The organism is Bacteroidales bacterium, from assembly GCA_023228145.1.
Lineage (GTDB): Bacteria > Bacteroidota > Bacteroidia > Bacteroidales > CAIWKO01 > CAIWKO01.
The window spans coordinates 1-17,352 of sequence record JALOBU010000032.1 but is presented as its reverse complement, the minus strand read 5'-3'; the positions used below and the strand labels follow the sequence as shown (position 1 = coordinate 17,352).

Genomic DNA, 17,352 nt, shown 5'->3' with positions numbered 1-17,352 from the left:
ATTATGAGCAGCATATTACTTGTAATCATCATTTTTGGCTGCATAGCTTTTATTGATTTCCTAATGTATGCTTTTACCAAAAGAATGCAGCGATTTTCCATTTTATTGGCACGAATTATCCTTGGCCTGGTGTTTATTTTCTCCGGATTTGTAAAGGCTGTTGACCTGCTTGGCTCTATGTATAAATTTAATGATTATTTTCTTGCATTCGGTATGGAGTGGCTTATGCCTGCTTCTCTATTTCTTGGGTTCCTGTTGTTTTGTTCAGAGTTTCTGATTGGCTTTTGTTTTTTATTTAATATTAAAATCAGGTTTTTTTCCTGGATTATGCTTTTGTATATGGTATTTTTTACCATTCTTACTATCGTCCTTGCCATTTTTAACCCGGTTTCGGATTGTGGTTGCTTTGGCGATGCCATCATTATGACGAACTGGGAAACATTTTTTAAAAATGTTGTATTGATGATTTTTGTTCTGGTGGTTTTTGCCGGTAGAAAAAAAATTACCAATCGTTTTCCTGCTGTTACTCAATATGGAATAATGTTCATAGGTCTTACAATAATTCTCTGGTTATCAATATATTGTTACCGTCACCTGCCTCTCATAGATTTTATGCATTGGAAAGTCGGAACTAAAATCTCCGAAAAAGTTGTTGACACACCGGAAATAGCAGATATTAAACTCATATATAAACATAAAGTAACAGGGGAAATGTTTGAATATACCAGTAAAACATTGCCTTGGCAGGATACGTCATTCTTCAACAAGCTTGAATTTGTCGACCAGAAAAAAACGGTTCTTCAGGAATATAAACCCGCTCCCATACATGATTTCATGATTGATGATGTGGACAAAGTAAATCATAATGTTGAATTAATAAGTAATCAATGCTACCAGTTTCTTCTTGTTATCTATGATATTACAAAAACAGAAGAAACTGTTTACCCTCGCATTAATGAGTTTTACGAAACCTGCCTGAAAGACACTATAGGCTTTGCCGCACTTTGCGGTTCCGATTTCCAGACTATTGATTATTTTCGCCATGAGGTTAAAGCTGATTATGAATTCTATACCGTAGATGAAACTGCCCTGAAAAGTGTGGTACGTTCAAATCCCGGGCTGATACTGTTAAAAGAAGGCGTGGTTCTTGATAAATGGGCGTGGCGGGATTTCCCGGAATATAAAGAATTTAAAGAAAAAATACCCGGATACGAAAAACTGCTTTTAGAAAAGAAATCTGCTATTCCTGAAAAAGAGAAAAAATAAAACATGTTGCACTTTCTTGCTAAACGTTTGTTTTATGGTTTTCTTGTTTTATTCGGTGTAATTACCATAGTGTTTTTATTGTTCAACGTACTTCCTGCCGATCCGGCACGTATGATGTTAGGGCAGCGTGCCGACAGTGCTTCAGTAGAAGCTATCAACAAAGACCTTGGCCGCGATAAACCGCTTTATCTGCAATATATTAACTATCTGAACGATTTGTCTCCCATATCAGTACATAATTTTTCCGATAACAACAGTTATTTTTTTCTTGATGAAGCAAAATATAAACCTTTGACCAGGTTGTTCAATATTTCAGAGACAAAAGCACTTGTGATTAAATCTCCCTATTTGCGCCGTTCGTATCAAAGCAAAGCAAAGGTTACTGACATCCTTTTAGAAGCCTTCCCACTCACTGCCTTGCTGGCTGTGGTGTCTATTTTATTTGCTGCTGTTTTAGGAATTTTTACTGGAATAATCTGTGCTGTTAAAAAGGATAGTTGGTTCGACCAGATTGCCATGTTTTTATCAGTTATCGGTATGTCGGTGCCATCATTTTTTGCAGCTATACTAATAGCCTGGGTCTTTGCATATATACTGGGAGAATATACAGGACTAAATATGATAGGCAGCCTATATAGCATCGACGATTTTGGAGAAGGGGTACACCTGAACCTGAAAAATATTATTTTGCCTGCTTTGACTCTCGGAATCAGACCACTGGCAATTATTGTGGAACTTACTAGAAGCTCCATGCTTGAAGTACTATCGCAGGATTATATACGTACAGCAAAAGCCAAGGGGCTTTCTTTCTTCAAAGTTATTACAAGGCACGCTCTGAAAAATGTTATGAACCCGGTTGTAACAGCCATTTCCGGATGGTTCGCGTCTTTAATGGCCGGCGCCGTTTTTGTAGAATATGTGTTCGACTGGAAAGGCATGGGCATGGTGATGGTGGACGGCCTCGGCAAATATGATTTCCCTGTAGTGATGGGAGCTATATTGTTTATTTCAGTTATTCTGGTAGTAATAAATATCCTGACAGATATTGTATATGGGCTGCTTGACCCAAGAGTAAGGTTAACTTAATTCGCAAATGAAAAACCTGTTTTTTCCATGAATATCTTTTACAATATTGATTTCGCTGATATTGTATGTATTAGCCAGTGCAATTAATTCTTCAGCCATACTTTCATTAATTTCCAGATAAATTTTTGTTTTGTTTTTCTGGCGAGAGGAAAAGCTAAAAATTGCATTGTAAAAAATCAGGGGGTTTGTGTCACTTACAAAAAGCGCTTGGGCAGGCTCATAATCCAGGATATTTTTTGACATCATTTTTTTTTCGGATTCCTTTACATAGGGCGGATTGCTGACTATGATATCATATTTCTTTTTTCCCCATTGCTTTTCGTTGAGAATATCAGCATGAATAAAATGAATATCTGAATTGTTTTTCTCTGAGTTTCCACGGGCAATTTCGAGAGCCTCTTGAGCAACCTCCATGGCTGAAATTTCTGCAAAAGGTAAATATTTCTTTAATGAAACAGCAATGCAGCCACTACCGGTGCCTATATCAAGAATTTTTTGACTTCCATTATTTTTATTTTCCTTTATAATTATCTCCACAAGTTCTTCTGTTTCAGGGCGGGGGATAAGTACTGCAGGTTCCACAATGAACTCCAGGCCATAAAACCATGTTGTTCCGGTAATGTATTGTATGGGTTTATGATGCTCAAGCTCTTTCACGGCATTATAAATTAAAAGCAATTCAGACTCATTGATATATTCCCGTTTCCCTGACAGTAAGCCTGTTTTATTTAGTTTGCAATAGGATTCAAATAAAATAAAAATAAAAGAAGCGATTTCCTCTTCAGGATACACATCCTTGAGGCATTTTCTGACATACCGTATTATATCAGCAGTTTTATTTGAAGCTACTTTCATGGATGTTCTATTCAATCTGTAATATCAAGCCTTTTAGATATTCACCCTCCGGATGAAAAGCACTGACCGGGTGATCGGGAGGCTGTGTTAAAGTCCCGGCTATCCTTATTTCCCGTTTGCTTTGTATGGCAGCAGCAATCACTGTTGAACGGAACAAAACAGCATCAACTACCTGTGAGCATGAAAAAGTAAAAAGAAATCCGCCTTTCCGGATTTTTTGCATGGCTGCCTCATTCAGTCTTTTATAACCCTGAACAGCACTGTGTTTTGTCTTGAGATGCTTAGCAAATGCAGGTGGATCCAGAATGATAATATCATAGGTATTGTCATCATTTTTTAAATATTCTATCACATCAGACCTGAATGAAAGGTGGCCTTGGCTGGAAAAGCCGTTTAAATCAATGTTCTTTTCGGTTAATTCAATGGCTCTGGCTGAAGAATCAACAGAATGAACAAGCGAAGCCCCCGCCTTAAGGGCACAAACTGAAAAACTACCCGTATAACAAAATGTGTTTAAAACTGTTTTGTTTTTACAGAAAGGCATTAGTGTTCTGCGGTTTTCCCTTTGGTCTAAAAAAAATCCGGTTTTCTGCCCGTTTTCCCAATCCACAAAATATTGACAATCGTTTTCTGTTATTGTATTTTCTTTTTCTTTTTTAAGCAGGTAAGCGTTATGTATTTGGCCATTGAATTTTTTAGGCAGAGTTTCTTCGCATTTAAGATATATGGAGTGTATTTTTTCATTATATAATTCACTTATAATTTCAGCAAATTGCTGATGCAAAAGGTACATACCGTAAGTGTGACACTGTATAACAGCCGTTCCGTTATAAAAATCTATTATGAGTCCCGGCAGTCCGTCACCCTCACCAAACACAAGCCTGTAAGCATTTGTATCTTTACTTTCAAATAGTCCAAGGAGTTTGCGGTAATTTAAAGCATTTTCAAGTTTCTTTTTCCAAAATGCCCGATCGCATTTTGTTTGTTCAAAAGAAAATATTCTGACGTTTATAGAACCCTGATTGTAATGCCCTGTCCCTAAAAATTCGTTGTGAGATGAATACACTTCAACGATGTCTCCTTCTGAAGGTTCTCCTTCTATTCTGTGAATAGCACCCGAAAATACCCATGGGTGGTAACGTAGCAATGCTTCTTCTTTGCCATGCTTCAAAGTTATTCTGTGAAATGTTGCCATATTTATTTTTGATAATTGATAAAAATGAAGCGGTAGGGCAGGAGTGCATCCTCTCCGGCATAGTTTACTCCAATGCGTGTACCCGTTTTTATTTCATCTTCATGAACTATTATCCCTGTATCTTCAAGCCAAATTGTATCTCCGCACAGGTCAATACCTGTATGAGAATAATGTATTCCAAGTGCTTTAGAAACCTTACCCGGCCCGATACTAAAATTTTTATCAAGAGTTTTTTTGCCGGTTCTCTGCAGCATAAATTCGGTACCTGTAACCGGGGCGATACCGCGAATCAGCACGGCATCGGGAATATCTTTTTTGTTGGTTACAACATTAAAAAGTGAATGTACCCCATAGCACAGGTAAACATAGGCTGTGCCTCCTTTTTGATACATGATTTCAGTGCGTTCCGAACGCCTTCCGCCATAAGCGTGTGAGGCCTTGTCATGAATACCGGCATAGGCTTCGGTTTCTGTAATGATACCACCACACAACTTTTCATCAATTTTTGTGCACAAAGTTTTTCCAAGCAGTTCTTTTGCAATCCGAACTACATCATCACGCTGGTAAAATTTATAATCAAGAATGACCAAAGTTTTTTTATTTGCAAAAATACAATTTTGAATGTGTTTCTCTTCTTAATTTTATGAAGTATGGCTAATTCAAAAGGAATAAGAAAATATCTTTAGGGCTATATTTAAAGTAAATTATATGTAAACGGGAAGTCTGCTGTTATAGAAATTTTGAAGAATTAAGTTCACTGAATTTCTTTTTTCCCGAAATGTGATATTCTTTAACGATGCTTGCTTTATAAATCTGTTCCACTGTTTGCTGAACCTGCATTTTACGTTTTTGCCGTATTCTGCCAAATCTGCGGTAAAATGACAGGTGAGCCCTTGTGACGGCAAGGAAATCTCTCAGGCCGCCGTCGAGTAGAAACTTAAAAGCTGCAATGCTATCCAATACCAGCCGGATTGAAAATACAGGAAATACTCTGTTTTTGGGAAGGTTTTTATATAACAATGTGAAATTATTTCTGAAATTCAGATAGGTTTTGCGTGCCGAGCTTTTTGGCAATGTGCCGCCTCCTATATGGTATATTTTGGATTCATGGCAATACATAATTTTATAACCGTGGTTTTTGAGTCTCCAGCAAAAATCTATTTCTTCCATATGCGCAAAAAAATCTTCATCCAATCCGCCGAATTTATGGAAGAGCTCTGCCCGCACGAAAAGACATGCTCCTGTTGCCCAAAAAATTTCACAGTTATTGTCATATTGCCCGAGATCTTCTTCTAAAGAAAGGAACATACGTCCGCGACAGAATGGATAGCCGTATTTATCAATAAAGCCACCGGCAGCACCGGCATATTCAAACTTATTTCTTTCATAATACGATAACAGCTTTGGTTGACAGGCGGCAATATTTTTATCTGAATCCATGAGCCTGATGACAGGTTCTATCCATCCTGGTGTAACTTCAATATCTGAATTTAAAAGAATATAATATTCGGCTTCTATTTGTTTCAGCGCATCATTATACCCTTTGGCAAAACCCCCGTTAGATTCATTGATGATAAGCCTATTTTCAGGAAAATTATTTTTTAAAAAATTCACAGAATCATCTGAAGAGGCATTGTCGGCAACAATAATTTCCGCAATGTCACTGCTGTATTTAATTACAAAGGGTAAAAATTTTTCCAGAAAACTTCTACCATTCCAGTTTAATATGACAACGGCAACTTTCAAGAGAACAAATATATCATTATTTAAGAAACCTGTATAAAATTTCTGTTTATGACAGGAATATTGCTAAGGTTGATTATATGTTGATGAAATTTTAATAGGGATTCTTGAAGTATTCATCACTTTTTCTTCCCCAGTGGTTTCTTACTCCATCATTATCAATATCGTTAGTAACATTATTTCTTCCGTATATTTTTTGTTGCCATTTGTAATCATTTATTTCTCCAATGGCATCTGAATGTATCAGGGTAAAATCATTGGTAACAAGGTCGGGATTATAAAAAACAAATTTTTTGTTTTTTTGATTTTTCAGAGCATAGTAATGCCAGATTTCATAAGGGTAAGCGCTGGGCTCAAAATAATTTTTTGAAATGGTGTTGGGTTGGCCGTATGCAAGGTAAACTCGTCCTCGGTCAGTTTCGTAGCCTTTTTTGATTTTTGTGCTGTATTCATTATTTACCTTCTGAACTTCAAGATAGTACTTTGCCCATGCTTCTCCCGGGTTTTTGGGGTCGCGGGCTTCCCAAAATGTAAGGAAATATTTTTGCATGAGGTTAATATCTTTTTGTGACATCAAATTGCGTGCATATTGCTGTTCATTTTCAGAAGATATGGGATAAAGGCATTGAATATATGAGGCCAGTGTATCCTTGTTGGTGTACATCTGCACAAAAGTATGCTCGGTTACTACCTTTTCAACATTTTTTATTTCAAAAGCCACCTTGGTGTTGTCGCGTTCAAAATATAGTTTTCGTATCGCTTTTTGCTGATTGTCCTTGTCCCGAACCTCTATCACCAAGTTGAAATTGCCTGTAGGAAGCTGGCTGATATCAAATTCACTCATAACAACAATAACATTTTTTGCTGTTTCTCTTTTTACTTTGATAAAATCACCGTAAAGCTGGTTGTTTTCATTAACTTCTATGTAAGTGCTCAGAAGTAATTTTTCATTATCTCCTAGTATTTTATCCGTATTATAAACCTCTGCATAATAAGTAAGTTTTTCAATTTTTTCGGGGTAATAATAAATGATGTATGGCATGATATCATAACCATTTTTTGTGAGGATGTTTTCCGCTTCACTTTTTTTAAATGATTCCACCAGCTCAATACCGGAAATGCTTATTTTGTCCGGGTTGAATTCTATTTCAATGGTTTCATTGGCTTTATATGGAATGGCATTGTCATTAATGTCGGCGATGGTAATTTCAACGTCATACGTGCCGGCAGGGAGCAGGAATCTTTGCTGGTCAATGAAGTTAAAATTTATAATACTGGTATCTTCTACTTCAGGGCTCAGCAGATTTATTTTTTTAAAATTTTTAATCACGGAATCCTGCCTGAAAATGAGAGTAACTTCAATAGTGCCCTGATATTTATTATGCTCGTTGAGTTTGTACTTGATGCTGTTCCCAAGTACTATCATATATGTTTCGATATAAGGCCCATCGGCAGGGGAGTAGAAAGTAGAATATGACATATATGCCTGCAGGCGTTTTGCTTCAGCAGTATTGCTGAAAAGAAATAAAGATATAATTCCTAAAATAATTATAAATTTTTTCATCAGATTAATTTTATATATATACAAAGGTATGAAATAATCTTTAAATTGTTACATAAAACAGCTAAGTGCGCTTTTAAATAAGTTTTTGGTTGATTATTACAAGTTTTAGGTAGAAACTATTATTGCGATAATGAAATGATAAGTAAATTTATAAATAAAATAGCTTTCTGCTTTCGCATCCAATGGCATGGTACGCCTTGGCAGATGTATCCCTAAAAAATTAAATTATTATACTAATCCCTGTGCAAGTATAGCTTCGGCCACTTTTACAGTAGAGATTATGTTCTCAGGCGTCATCAATAAATTCCAGGCGTTGTCCTTTATTTTTTTTGAAGTGCATGGAAAATTTTGTGCCAACATTTTCCTTGCTGTCGATGATAAGCGACACTTCATGGATTTCTAATATTTTAGCCACTATGGAGAGTCCAATGCCAAATCCGCTCTTAAACTTAACATTGGAAGCCCTTCCGAAAGGGCTGTAAATGCGTTCCAGATCAATTGGCGGTATCCCGATTCCTTTATCAGATATGATGATCTTTATGTGATCTTCTGCCATCAGAAATTCAATATTCACATCATCATCCGAAAATTTACAGGCATTATCGATAAGGTTCTTAAAGACGATATTAAGCAATCCGGCATTGCCATTAATAAGCAATTCGTTTTCATTTTCGGGATATTGGATCTTTGATATTATTTTTCTTGCCGGATATTTTATTTTTATCTGTTGTATGGCATCGTAGACAATCTCATCAATTCTGATACTCTTGAGCTGAATTTTCTTGTCATGGGATATCTGGGCTAATTCCAGCAAACTGTTCAATTGTGTGTTTAGCTTTTTGAGGTCGTTCACCAACCTGCTTATATGTTTTTTATACCCTTCTGCTGATTGTTCCTTGCTTAATAAATAGTCCGATTCGAGGATCATGACGGAAAGAGGCGTCCGTAATTCATGAGAGGCATTCGATACAAAATCTTTCTGGTTGTTAAATGCAATTTCAAGGCTTGCCAGCATTTCATTAAAGGTTCTTGACAGTTGCGCTATTTCATCATTTCCCCGGCCTTCTTTAAGCCGGTCGCTGAGTTTGGCCGAATTGATATTCTTAACATTTTTGATTATCCGCGATATTGGTTTGATTGCATTTTTCGAGAACAGGTATGAGAACATCGTTGATAACCATATACTGAATAGTACACTCCAGAAAAGTATCTTCTTCAGGTCGGATAAATTTTTGATGCGGTTATGGTCTGTAGCCATAACAAACACATTATAGTATTGGTTCCTAAAATGATGTTTATAAAAGACACCATCTTTTTCACCGACAGAAAAATAACTGATATCCTTCTTGGCGGAATATTGCTCGATGATTTTATCTGTAAGGTATTTCTCGTTATTGCTGTAGATTACTTTAGATGCTGAATTAGTAATGATAATTTCTTCATCATCAAGTAAAATGGTTTCCCGTTGAATTTTTTTCAATAATAATGAATCTACCTCCACCACATCGATTAACAAAATAGTGGTGTTCTTCGCACTGTTCAGTAGGTCTTCCCTGTACCTTGCAAGCTGTGTAGTATAGGATAAATAATAAACTAACCCGGCAAAAAACAACAGTATTACTGCAACGATGCCCGTGAATTCAAATGATAACCTGGTTTTAATGTTCATCGTTTACAACTCTTTTTCACTGCAGTAAAATCCATACCCGAACTTTGTATGTATCAGCTTAATGTCATGGCCTTTGTCAATTTTTTTTCTCAGGTAATTGACATAAACATCAATAATGTTCGTTCCGGGGTCAAAATCGATGCCCCATATCTTTTCAATTATGTGTTCCCGTGTAAGTAATTTTTCTTTGTTTTTCAGAAAAATTTCCAATAATGCAAACTCTTTTGTTGTCAGGTCAATTTTTATTTTTGCTCGTGTTACAGTCTTATTGTTAAGGTTCATTTCCAGATCCGAAATTCTTAAGATCTCCTCATTGTTGTTTATCGGTTCTGATCGCCTGAGAAAAACATTAACCCTTGCCAGCAGCTCCCTGAAATCAAAAGGTTTTAATATATAGTCGTCAGCCCCTGCGTTAAAGCCTGTTAATTTGTTTTCTGGCGTCCCCAGTGCTGTCAGCATAATTATTGGTACATTCTTGTTCGTTTTCCGGATTTCTTTGCACAGGTCATATCCGTTGATAAGCGGAAGATTAATATCAAGTATGATCAGGTTATACGTATTGTTTTGGGCCATCTGTTTTCCGATGTAGCCGTCATAGGCGATATCCGCACTGAAGCCTGTTTCTTCCAGTTGTTTTTTTAAAATTTCAGCGAGTCTTTGTTCGTCTTCAACGATCAGTATATTTGCCTTATTCATAAGATCACCTCTTTTACACAAAGTTAAAATAATAAGAAGATAAAACAATTCTTTAATGAGTTTTTAATAAGTTTCTAATGAATTTCTAATGTTTTTCTAACCTCTTTTTAATTTTCACAGCGGTTATGATAGATTATTTTGTGGTGAAAATAAATACAAACAAATACTTATTTATCATGAAAATGCCAAAAATGTCTGGCGGTTTATTTGTTCTTATATTTTTTTTATCGGCAATTGTGTTACTAATTCTTCTGAAGGTATTGTTTTTATAATCAATATCATTTAGCGGGAATCAACTGAAAAGAACAGATTATTATTTAGTTTCATTTAAGTTGCTTTCCATTTTGAATTATTAATTTTTTGCGATTTACAATCTGGCTCTAACTCTTGCTGCATCTGCATACTCGTAATTTCTGGTGAAACAATTTTAAAAATTGTAAAATCTATGATGAATTGATTCGTACTCAGTAAAAAGTGAAACGTTGGTATTCGATTTTTCTTAGTGCAAATATTTTATGCAGCCAGTTCGCAATTTTAATTTAATCGCTTCTTTTCAGATTGTATGCTCCTTTTGACAAGATAAGAATTATGACTATTGTAATAAATCAAAAATGATAACAACGATGACCAGAAAAATATTAAGATTATTGTTCTTAGCAATGGCTATTATTATGCCTGTTTGGGCATTTGCAGAAGGTGGCGCTACAGGGCCTTCCATTAGCGGTATTCGTATTGAATTCATATTGTTTGCATTAACACTGGTGGGTGTTGCTTTGTTTCATAAGCAGACCTTCTGGGTTGCAATTGTTGGCTTATCCTCAATAATACTCTACAAAGTGATATTTATTTCAGGCTACCCCTTTGCCGAGCATTTTCTCGGTGAAAACTCTTTTGTGGATCAGCTTATGGATAAAAATATGCGTCAGGGTGAATGGGGTATAATACTTAATTTACTTGGCTTGTTGCTTGGATTTGCTATACTTGCAAAAATATTTGAAGAATCCGGTGTGCCGGATATCCTTCCGAAATATTTACCCGACGATTGGAAAGGCCCATTTGTCCTTCTGGTTTTTGTCTTCATTCTTTCCTCATTTCTCGATAATATTGCTGCTGCAATGATAGGCGGAACTATTGCCCTTGTCGTTTTTAAAAACAAGGTGCATATCGGATACATAGCCGGTATTGTTGCAGCAAGTAATGCGGGCGGTGCCGGCAGTGTGCTTGGCGATACTACTACTACCATGATGTGGATCGATGGTGTTTCTGCACTTGGTGTTCTTCATGCTTTTGTAGGTTCAGCGGTTGCCCTATTTATTATTGCATGGTTTGCTTCCAGGCAGCAGGATAAATTACAGCGTATCACTGCCGATGTAAAGCCGGGCGTAAAAATTGACTGGATTCGTCTGCTGATCGTCATTATGATTCTCATCGGTGCAATCGTATCTAATATTTTTTATGATATGCCTGCCTTGGGCGTTTGGATTGCAATCGTTATCGGCGTGTTTATGCGGAAAATGCCCTGGCAGGAAGTTAGAGGCTCTGTCAAAGGAGCTGTTTTTCTTTTATGTCTTGTAACGGCCGCATCTTTAATGCCCGTGGAAACCTTGCCGGATGCTTCCTGGATGACGGCCTTTATTCTTGGGTTTGTTTCCGCCGTATTTGATAATATTCCTCTTACAAAACTTTGCTTAGATCAGGGGCATTATGACTGGGGCCTGTTAGCCTATACTGTAGGCTTCGGTGGGTCTATGATATGGTTTGGTTCTTCTGCCGGTGTGGCTATAACCAATAAGTTTAAACATGCCCGTAATGTTGGTCTATGGATTCGAAAGGGCTGGCATGTGATGCTTGCCTATATCGCAGGATTTTTTATATTGTACCTCATTATGGGCTGGACGCCTGCAGATAATAAAAAGCATACTGAGCCTGCTGCTAATTGTCCGGCAAAGGAATGTAAAGCCCGGGATAATGCAAAAATGCTGGAAATTGAAAAAGCAGGCACCCTTGACAGTTTGATGGTAAAATAATAACCATTCATTCTTCCTGTTTCTCTGGTCTACTTATTCGCAAATAATATTTTACATGCAATTTAAGATTACTTAAATAATTTTTTTATTAGATGCCAAATTAATGCTATGATTAAAATTGCACCGATTGCGAACAAAACATAGAGAATAATAGTAATTCTAATTTAGGTGGACTTAGCGGGTGGAAATTTAAGCCCACCGAATTGGACACCAAACTGGTGCTTTTCATTGCCTTTTTTTGCAACAAGGCAAAATAAAAGACCACCGAACTATCAGTGTTTACGGTGGTTTTCGTTTTTACGCTTCTATTGTCAGCGGAGAGTGAGGGATTCGAACCCCCGGAACCCTCGCAGGTTCAACGGTTTTCAAGACCGCCGCAATCGACCACTCTGCCAACTCTCCGCCGCAAAGATACTATTTTTTTTATGATATTTTTTGTTTGAAACAATTACAAACGTTTTTTTTTGAAAAAACATTGAAATTCAATATTTCTTAAAATAATACGTTATGAAAAATAATATTTATTTTGTAACAAAAAAATTGAAGAAAGTTTTAGTTTCTGTAATTAACGATCTCGTTACAGACCAAAGAGTTCACAGAACCTGTAAAACCTTATTACTCTTAGGGTTTAATGTTACTCTTATTGGGAGAAAAAAGAAAAATAGTTTGTATTTGGATAATCGAACTTATAAAATGCTTCGTTTTCGTATGTTTTTTGAAAAAGGCTTCTTATTCTACTTTTTCTATAACATCAGATTATTTTTTCTGCTTTTATTTAAAAAAAATCATCTTCTTTTCTCCAATGACCTTGACACTCTACTCCCTAATTTCCTTGTTTCAAAAATAAAAGGTATTCCTCTTTTTTATGATAGCCATGAATATTTTACAGGCGTCCCAGAGCTGATTCACAGACCATTTGTTCAGAAAATATGGAAACGTCTCGAAAAATTTATTTTTCCGAAACTTGAAAACATAATAACTGTTAATGACTCTATAGCCAATCTTTATAAATCTGAATACAATAAAGAGCTCGTTGTCGTGAGAAATATTCCTGAAACGAAAACTTCAATGATATTAAAACATAAAACGGAATTAGGGTTACCAGACAACAAATACATTATTATACTACAGGGTTCGGGTATCAATATACAGCGTGGCTCCGAAGAGGCTGTGGAAGCCATGAAATACATCAAAAATGCCTGCTTGCTGATTGTTGGCGATGGTGATGTACTGCCTTTATTGAAAAATTATGTGGCAGAAAACAAAATGGAAGACAAAGTGATTTTTATTCCAAAACAATCTCCCGAAAACCTTATTCATTATACTGCCAATGCCGATCTGGGCCTCAGCCTCGACAAAGATACCAACATCAACTATCGTTTCAGTTTACCAAACAAGCTTTTCGACTACATCCATGCCGGCATACCGGTTTTGGCTTCGCCACTAACAGAAGTAAAAAAAATTATTGAGGAATTTAATATTGGTTGCTGTATAGAATCACATGACCCTAAACATATAGCCGAGAAAATCGAGTTTATGCTAACCAACACAAAAAACAGGGAAAATTGGGAAAAAAACCTTAAACTTGCAGTTGCAAAATTAAACTGGGCAGAAGAACAGAAAAAACTTATCTCAGCCCTTCGGAAATATGCCTGACAATCATCTTCATATCATCGCTTTCGACATTCCGGTTCCTGTAAATTATGGCGGAGCTATTGATATCTTTTACAAACTCAAGTATCTGCATAAAGAGGGTATAAAAATACATCTCCACTGTTTCGAATACGACCGCAAACCATCTACTCAACTGAATGGATATTGTTACGAAGTCCATTATTACAAACGAAATATTTCAAAAACCAAACTATTCAGCCGACAACCTTATATTATAGCCACCCGAAATTCTGAGGAACTGCTTCAAAACCTTATGCATGATGATTATCCTATACTCTTTGAGGGATTGCACACCTGTAGTATATTGAATCATAAAAAATTACGTACCCGTAAAAAATTTGTCCGCACACATAATATAGAACACGAATATTACAATCATCTGGCAAGTGTGGAAAAAAACATGTTCAAACGTTACTATTTTCTTAATGAAGCAGGGAAACTGAAACATTTTGAATACATATTAGAATACGCTGATGGCATTGCATCCATTTCAATGAACGACACCAAATATTTTTCCAGAAAATTCAAGAATGTCCGTACGGTGTCAGCTTTTCATCCCAATGAAACTATCAGCTCTAAAGCGGGGCGGGGCTCTTATGTTTTGTACCACGGAAGCCTTGATGTTGGCGAAAACAATCAGGCAGCTTTGTTTCTTGTCCGTGAAGTTTTTAATGACCTGAAAATGCCTCTTGTAATTGCAGGTAACAAGCCTTCAGGCGAGCTGAAAACGGCCATAAACGGCAACAAAAACATCTCCTTACGTACCAATGTCACCAGTGATGATATTTACGGTATGATATCCGATGCTCATATAAATATACTGCCCACCTTTCAATCAACAGGCATCAAGTTGAAATTGCTGGCAGCATTATTCCTTGGAAGGTTTTGCATGGTAAACAGTCCGATGATAGAAAAAACCGGACTTGAAAGTCTTTGTATATGCAGGGATACTGCTGAAGAACTAAAAAAAGAAATTGAGATGCTTTTCTCTAAAGATTATGATGTTTCTGAAAACATCAAAAGAGAAGAAATATTATTACACAATGGCTTTTCGAACGACCACAACGTAAAAGCACTTACTGGCCTCATATTCGACTAATTAATCAATCAGGAGGCCATCTTCAATACGAAGCGTTCTGGATGGGTATTTACTAAAAAGCAGCTGGTCATGGGTTGCCATGAGCACAGCAGTTCCTGTGTTGCTTATTTTCATCAACACCTGTAAAATATCCTCAGAAGTGGCTGGGTCAAGATTACCCGTTGGCTCGTCAGCAAGTATAATTTCCGGGTGATTGAGCAATGCCCTGGCAATACCAACACGCTGCTGTTCTCCCCCCGAAAGCTGATTGGGCATTTTTGAACCTTTATTATTCAGCCCTACTTTTTCTAAAACTTCATGTATCCGCATGTACATGTCATCCTTATCATGCCAGCCTGTTGCACGCATAATGAAAAGCAGGTTCTCTGTCACGGTGCGGTCGGTAAGCAGTTGAAAATCCTGAAACACGATACCAAGTTTTCTTCTGAGGAAAGGTATTTGCCGTTGTTTTATTTTAAGAAGGTCATAAGATACAACTTTAGCTATCCCATCTACAGCAGGCAGGTCGGCATAAATAAGTTTCAGCAGACTACTTTTCCCGCTTCCGGTTGGACCAATAAGATAAACAAACTCCCCCCGCTCAATAGCCATGGAAACATTGGCAAGCACAAGGGTCTTATCCTGAAAAACCGAAACATTTTCAAGGTGAATAATGGTATTACTGGTAATTTGTATTTGCTGCTTCATAGAGTGAAATAAAAAATTCAAAAATAGTTTTTTAAGTGATAATTTTTATAAAAATTACAGAAACTTGTTCACAGATTTATTATTATATTTGTATAAAGTCTTATCACATGAGCCGCTATCTTGTTTTAACCTTAATCATTATTATTTTTATGACAAACAGTTGTACATCGCAGCATAAAAAACAACCGAATAAAAATGACCGCCTGCCTGCTGTGGCGGGACAGTTTTATGCAAAGGATTCCACAACACTTACACACGACCTTAAAAAACTATTCTACAAAGCAGTGCCACGCAAATATAAGGATATACTTGCACTAATAGTACCCCATGCCGGTTATGTATTTTCAGGCGAAGTGGCCGCAAGTGGATTCAACCAATTGGAGCCTGAAAAAGAATATGAAAATATTTTTATTATCGGCTCAAGCCACAGAAGTTATTTTGACGCAGCTTCGGTGTACTGCGAAGGGAACTTCATCACTCCTCTTGGCATCGTTGAAGTTGATACTGCACTTGCCAATAAACTGATTACCGAATATGGTGTTTTTAAAAACTATAAAGACGCACATTGGTTTGAACACAGCCTGGAGGTAGAACTCCCTTTTTTACAATACCACCTGAAAAAACCTTTCAAAATTGTGCCCATTATTTTAGGTACCAACGATGTTTCAACTTGCAAAAAAATTGCTTCGGCGCTTGAACCTTATTTTAACAACAAAAATTTATTTGTTATAAGCACCGACTTTTCGCATTATCCTAATTATAACGACGCCCTGAAAATTGATAATCTTACTGCTGCGGCAATCGAAAAAAATAATGCACAAACCTTGCAAGATGTTTTAAAATCAAATGAAAAACTTAAAATACCGAACCTTTCAACCAGCCTTTGTGGTTGGTCGTCGGTATTGTCACTACTTTATATCACAGAAAAAAAACCGGGCATTTCCATAACAACAATACAATATCAGAATTCAGGCAATAATCCTGACTATGGAGATAGCTCTCGTGTTGTGGGTTACACAGCTATGGCCGTTGCAGGAAACATTGAAAAAAACAAAGATGACTTTTCCCTAACGGAAACAGACAAAAAGCAATTGCTTCTGGTTGCAAGAAATACATTAAATGAATATATTCAAAAAGGAAAAACGCCTGAAATAAATACCGAAAACTTTTCTCCAGTCATTAAACAAAACTGCGGAGCTTTTGTTACGCTGCACAAAAACGGGAAATTGAGAGGATGTATCGGACAGTTCACGGCTCAAAAGCCATTATACTTAATTATTCAGGATATGGCAAAAGCCGCTTCCACCGAAGATTACCGTTTCGAAAAAGTAACTTCTGATGAACTCCAATCAATCGATATTGAAATATCCGTACTTTCTCCATTAAAACTAATTAAATCTATTGATGAAATTGAATTGGGGAAACATGGTATTTATATAATGAAAGGAAACCGGGGCGGTACTTTTTTGCCACAGGTTGCCACAGAAACAGGATGGAGCAAAGAAGAATTTCTGGGACACTGTGCTCAGGATAAAGCCGGTATAGGATGGAACGGATGGAAAGATGCCGAAATTTTTATTTATACAGCAATTGTTTTTGGAGAAAAAGACATTAAGTAAAATACTATAATATAACCCGTTGTGCTATTAACATGCGAGAGCAAATTTAAGATGATTAATGGGTTTATTGTTTTGAAAATTAATAAATTGTAATAATGTAAGAGCAGCGATTTTAGAAAGGATCCGAATAGTGAGTCCAGCGAACGATTTAGCATAATTACGTTTAAGCATA

The 17,352-nt window shown here is 36.6% G+C and carries 14 protein-coding genes and 1 tRNA gene; 6 read left to right on the top strand and 9 right to left on the bottom strand.

What is annotated here, in order from left to right:
- Nucleotides 1-3: 3 nt before the first annotated feature.
- Together M0R16_12210 and M0R16_12205 are read left to right on the top strand one after the other, a co-directional pair.
- Nucleotides 4-1,266, top strand: coding sequence for a DoxX family protein (locus M0R16_12210; GenBank protein MCK9613637.1), 1,263 nt, complete (start codon nucleotides 4-6; stop codon nucleotides 1,264-1,266).
- A gap of 3 nt (nucleotides 1,267-1,269) precedes the next feature.
- Entirely contained in the window at nucleotides 1,270-2,352 is a 1,083-nt protein-coding gene (locus tag M0R16_12205) for an ABC transporter permease (GenBank protein ID MCK9613636.1), read from the top strand.
- On the opposite strand, the gene prmC is transcribed toward M0R16_12205, so the two are convergent.
- The 7 genes from prmC to M0R16_12170 all read right to left on the bottom strand — a co-directional run bounded on the left by prmC (nucleotide 2,344) and on the right by M0R16_12170 (nucleotide 10,074).
- Nucleotides 2,344-3,207 (bottom strand): peptide chain release factor N(5)-glutamine methyltransferase, encoded by an 864-nt coding sequence (gene prmC, locus M0R16_12200; protein ID MCK9613635.1) that lies wholly within the window; start codon nucleotides 3,205-3,207, stop codon nucleotides 2,344-2,346. The genes M0R16_12205 and prmC overlap by 9 nt on opposite strands.
- 7 nt (nucleotides 3,208-3,214) lie before the next feature.
- A complete protein-coding gene (locus tag M0R16_12195) occupies nucleotides 3,215-4,402 on the bottom strand; it encodes a class I SAM-dependent rRNA methyltransferase (protein MCK9613634.1) in 1,188 nt (395 codons plus the stop codon).
- 2 nt (nucleotides 4,403-4,404) lie between these two features.
- On the bottom strand, nucleotides 4,405-4,992 hold the full coding sequence (locus M0R16_12190) for a DNA-3-methyladenine glycosylase (protein ID MCK9613633.1): 588 nt from the start codon (nucleotides 4,990-4,992) through the stop codon (nucleotides 4,405-4,407).
- Nucleotides 4,993-5,131: 139 nt separating this feature from the next.
- A complete protein-coding gene (locus M0R16_12185; protein MCK9613632.1) occupies nucleotides 5,132-6,148 on the bottom strand; it encodes a glycosyltransferase family 2 protein in 1,017 nt (338 codons plus the stop codon).
- Nucleotides 6,149-6,239: 91 nt separating this feature from the next.
- Nucleotides 6,240-7,709: a GWxTD domain-containing protein gene (locus M0R16_12180; GenBank protein ID MCK9613631.1), complete on the bottom strand. Its 1,470-nt coding sequence runs from the start codon at nucleotides 7,707-7,709 to the stop codon at nucleotides 6,240-6,242.
- A gap of 286 nt (nucleotides 7,710-7,995) precedes the next feature.
- Nucleotides 7,996-9,378, bottom strand: coding sequence for a HAMP domain-containing histidine kinase (locus M0R16_12175; protein MCK9613630.1), 1,383 nt, complete (start codon nucleotides 9,376-9,378; stop codon nucleotides 7,996-7,998).
- A gap of 3 nt (nucleotides 9,379-9,381) precedes the next feature.
- Nucleotides 9,382-10,074: a response regulator transcription factor gene (locus tag M0R16_12170; GenBank protein MCK9613629.1), complete on the bottom strand. Its 693-nt coding sequence runs from the start codon at nucleotides 10,072-10,074 to the stop codon at nucleotides 9,382-9,384.
- A 623-nt stretch (nucleotides 10,075-10,697) separates the two neighbouring features.
- On the opposite strand from M0R16_12170, the gene M0R16_12165 reads away from it, so the two are divergent.
- The gene (locus M0R16_12165) at nucleotides 10,698-12,101 is read left to right on the top strand and encodes a hypothetical protein (GenBank protein ID MCK9613628.1); all 1,404 of its coding nucleotides are present in this window, start codon (nucleotides 10,698-10,700) and stop codon (nucleotides 12,099-12,101) included.
- A 315-nt stretch (nucleotides 12,102-12,416) separates the two neighbouring features.
- Here M0R16_12165 and M0R16_12160 read toward each other — a convergent pair.
- Nucleotides 12,417-12,503 (bottom strand) — tRNA-Ser (locus M0R16_12160).
- A 105-nt stretch (nucleotides 12,504-12,608) separates the two neighbouring features.
- On the opposite strand from M0R16_12160, the gene M0R16_12155 reads away from it, so the two are divergent.
- Both M0R16_12155 and M0R16_12150 read left to right on the top strand, forming a co-directional pair.
- A complete protein-coding gene (locus M0R16_12155) occupies nucleotides 12,609-13,757 on the top strand; it encodes a glycosyltransferase (GenBank protein MCK9613627.1) in 1,149 nt (382 codons plus the stop codon).
- Entirely contained in the window at nucleotides 13,750-14,874 is a 1,125-nt protein-coding gene (locus M0R16_12150; protein ID MCK9613626.1) for a glycosyltransferase family 1 protein, read from the top strand. Before M0R16_12155 ends, M0R16_12150 begins: the two co-directional genes overlap by 8 nt.
- On the opposite strand, the gene M0R16_12145 is transcribed toward M0R16_12150, so the two are convergent.
- Nucleotides 14,875-15,543, bottom strand: coding sequence for an ATP-binding cassette domain-containing protein (locus M0R16_12145; GenBank protein ID MCK9613625.1), 669 nt, complete (start codon nucleotides 15,541-15,543; stop codon nucleotides 14,875-14,877).
- Nucleotides 15,544-15,668: 125 nt separating this feature from the next.
- Here M0R16_12145 and amrB point away from each other — a divergent pair, with 125 nt between their 5' ends.
- On the top strand, nucleotides 15,669-17,180 hold the full coding sequence (gene amrB / locus M0R16_12140) for an AmmeMemoRadiSam system protein B (protein MCK9613624.1): 1,512 nt from the start codon (nucleotides 15,669-15,671) through the stop codon (nucleotides 17,178-17,180).
- The last annotated feature ends 172 nt before the right edge of the window (nucleotides 17,181-17,352 follow it).

Bases quoted from the DNA above. Each gene is read 5' to 3' on its own strand.
- M0R16_12165 (MCK9613628.1), top strand. From the start codon at position 10,698: ATGACCAGAAAAATATTAAGATTATTGTTCTTAGCAATGGCTATTATT.
- M0R16_12170 (MCK9613629.1), bottom strand. From the start codon at position 10,074: ATGAATAAGGCAAATATACTGATCGTTGAAGACGAACAAAGACTCGCT.
- M0R16_12155 (MCK9613627.1), top strand. From the start codon at position 12,609: ATGAAAAATAATATTTATTTTGTAACAAAAAAATTGAAGAAAGTTTTA.
- M0R16_12150 (MCK9613626.1), top strand. From the start codon at position 13,750: ATGCCTGACAATCATCTTCATATCATCGCTTTCGACATTCCGGTTCCT.
- M0R16_12205 (MCK9613636.1), top strand. From the start codon at position 1,270: ATGTTGCACTTTCTTGCTAAACGTTTGTTTTATGGTTTTCTTGTTTTA.
- amrB (MCK9613624.1), top strand. From the start codon at position 15,669: ATGAGCCGCTATCTTGTTTTAACCTTAATCATTATTATTTTTATGACA.
- M0R16_12210 (MCK9613637.1), top strand. From the start codon at position 4: ATGAGCAGCATATTACTTGTAATCATCATTTTTGGCTGCATAGCTTTT.
- M0R16_12180 (MCK9613631.1), bottom strand. From the start codon at position 7,709: ATGAAAAAATTTATAATTATTTTAGGAATTATATCTTTATTTCTTTTC.
- M0R16_12175 (MCK9613630.1), bottom strand. From the start codon at position 9,378: ATGAACATTAAAACCAGGTTATCATTTGAATTCACGGGCATCGTTGCA.
- prmC (MCK9613635.1), bottom strand. From the start codon at position 3,207: ATGAAAGTAGCTTCAAATAAAACTGCTGATATAATACGGTATGTCAGA.
- M0R16_12195 (MCK9613634.1), bottom strand. From the start codon at position 4,402: ATGGCAACATTTCACAGAATAACTTTGAAGCATGGCAAAGAAGAAGCA.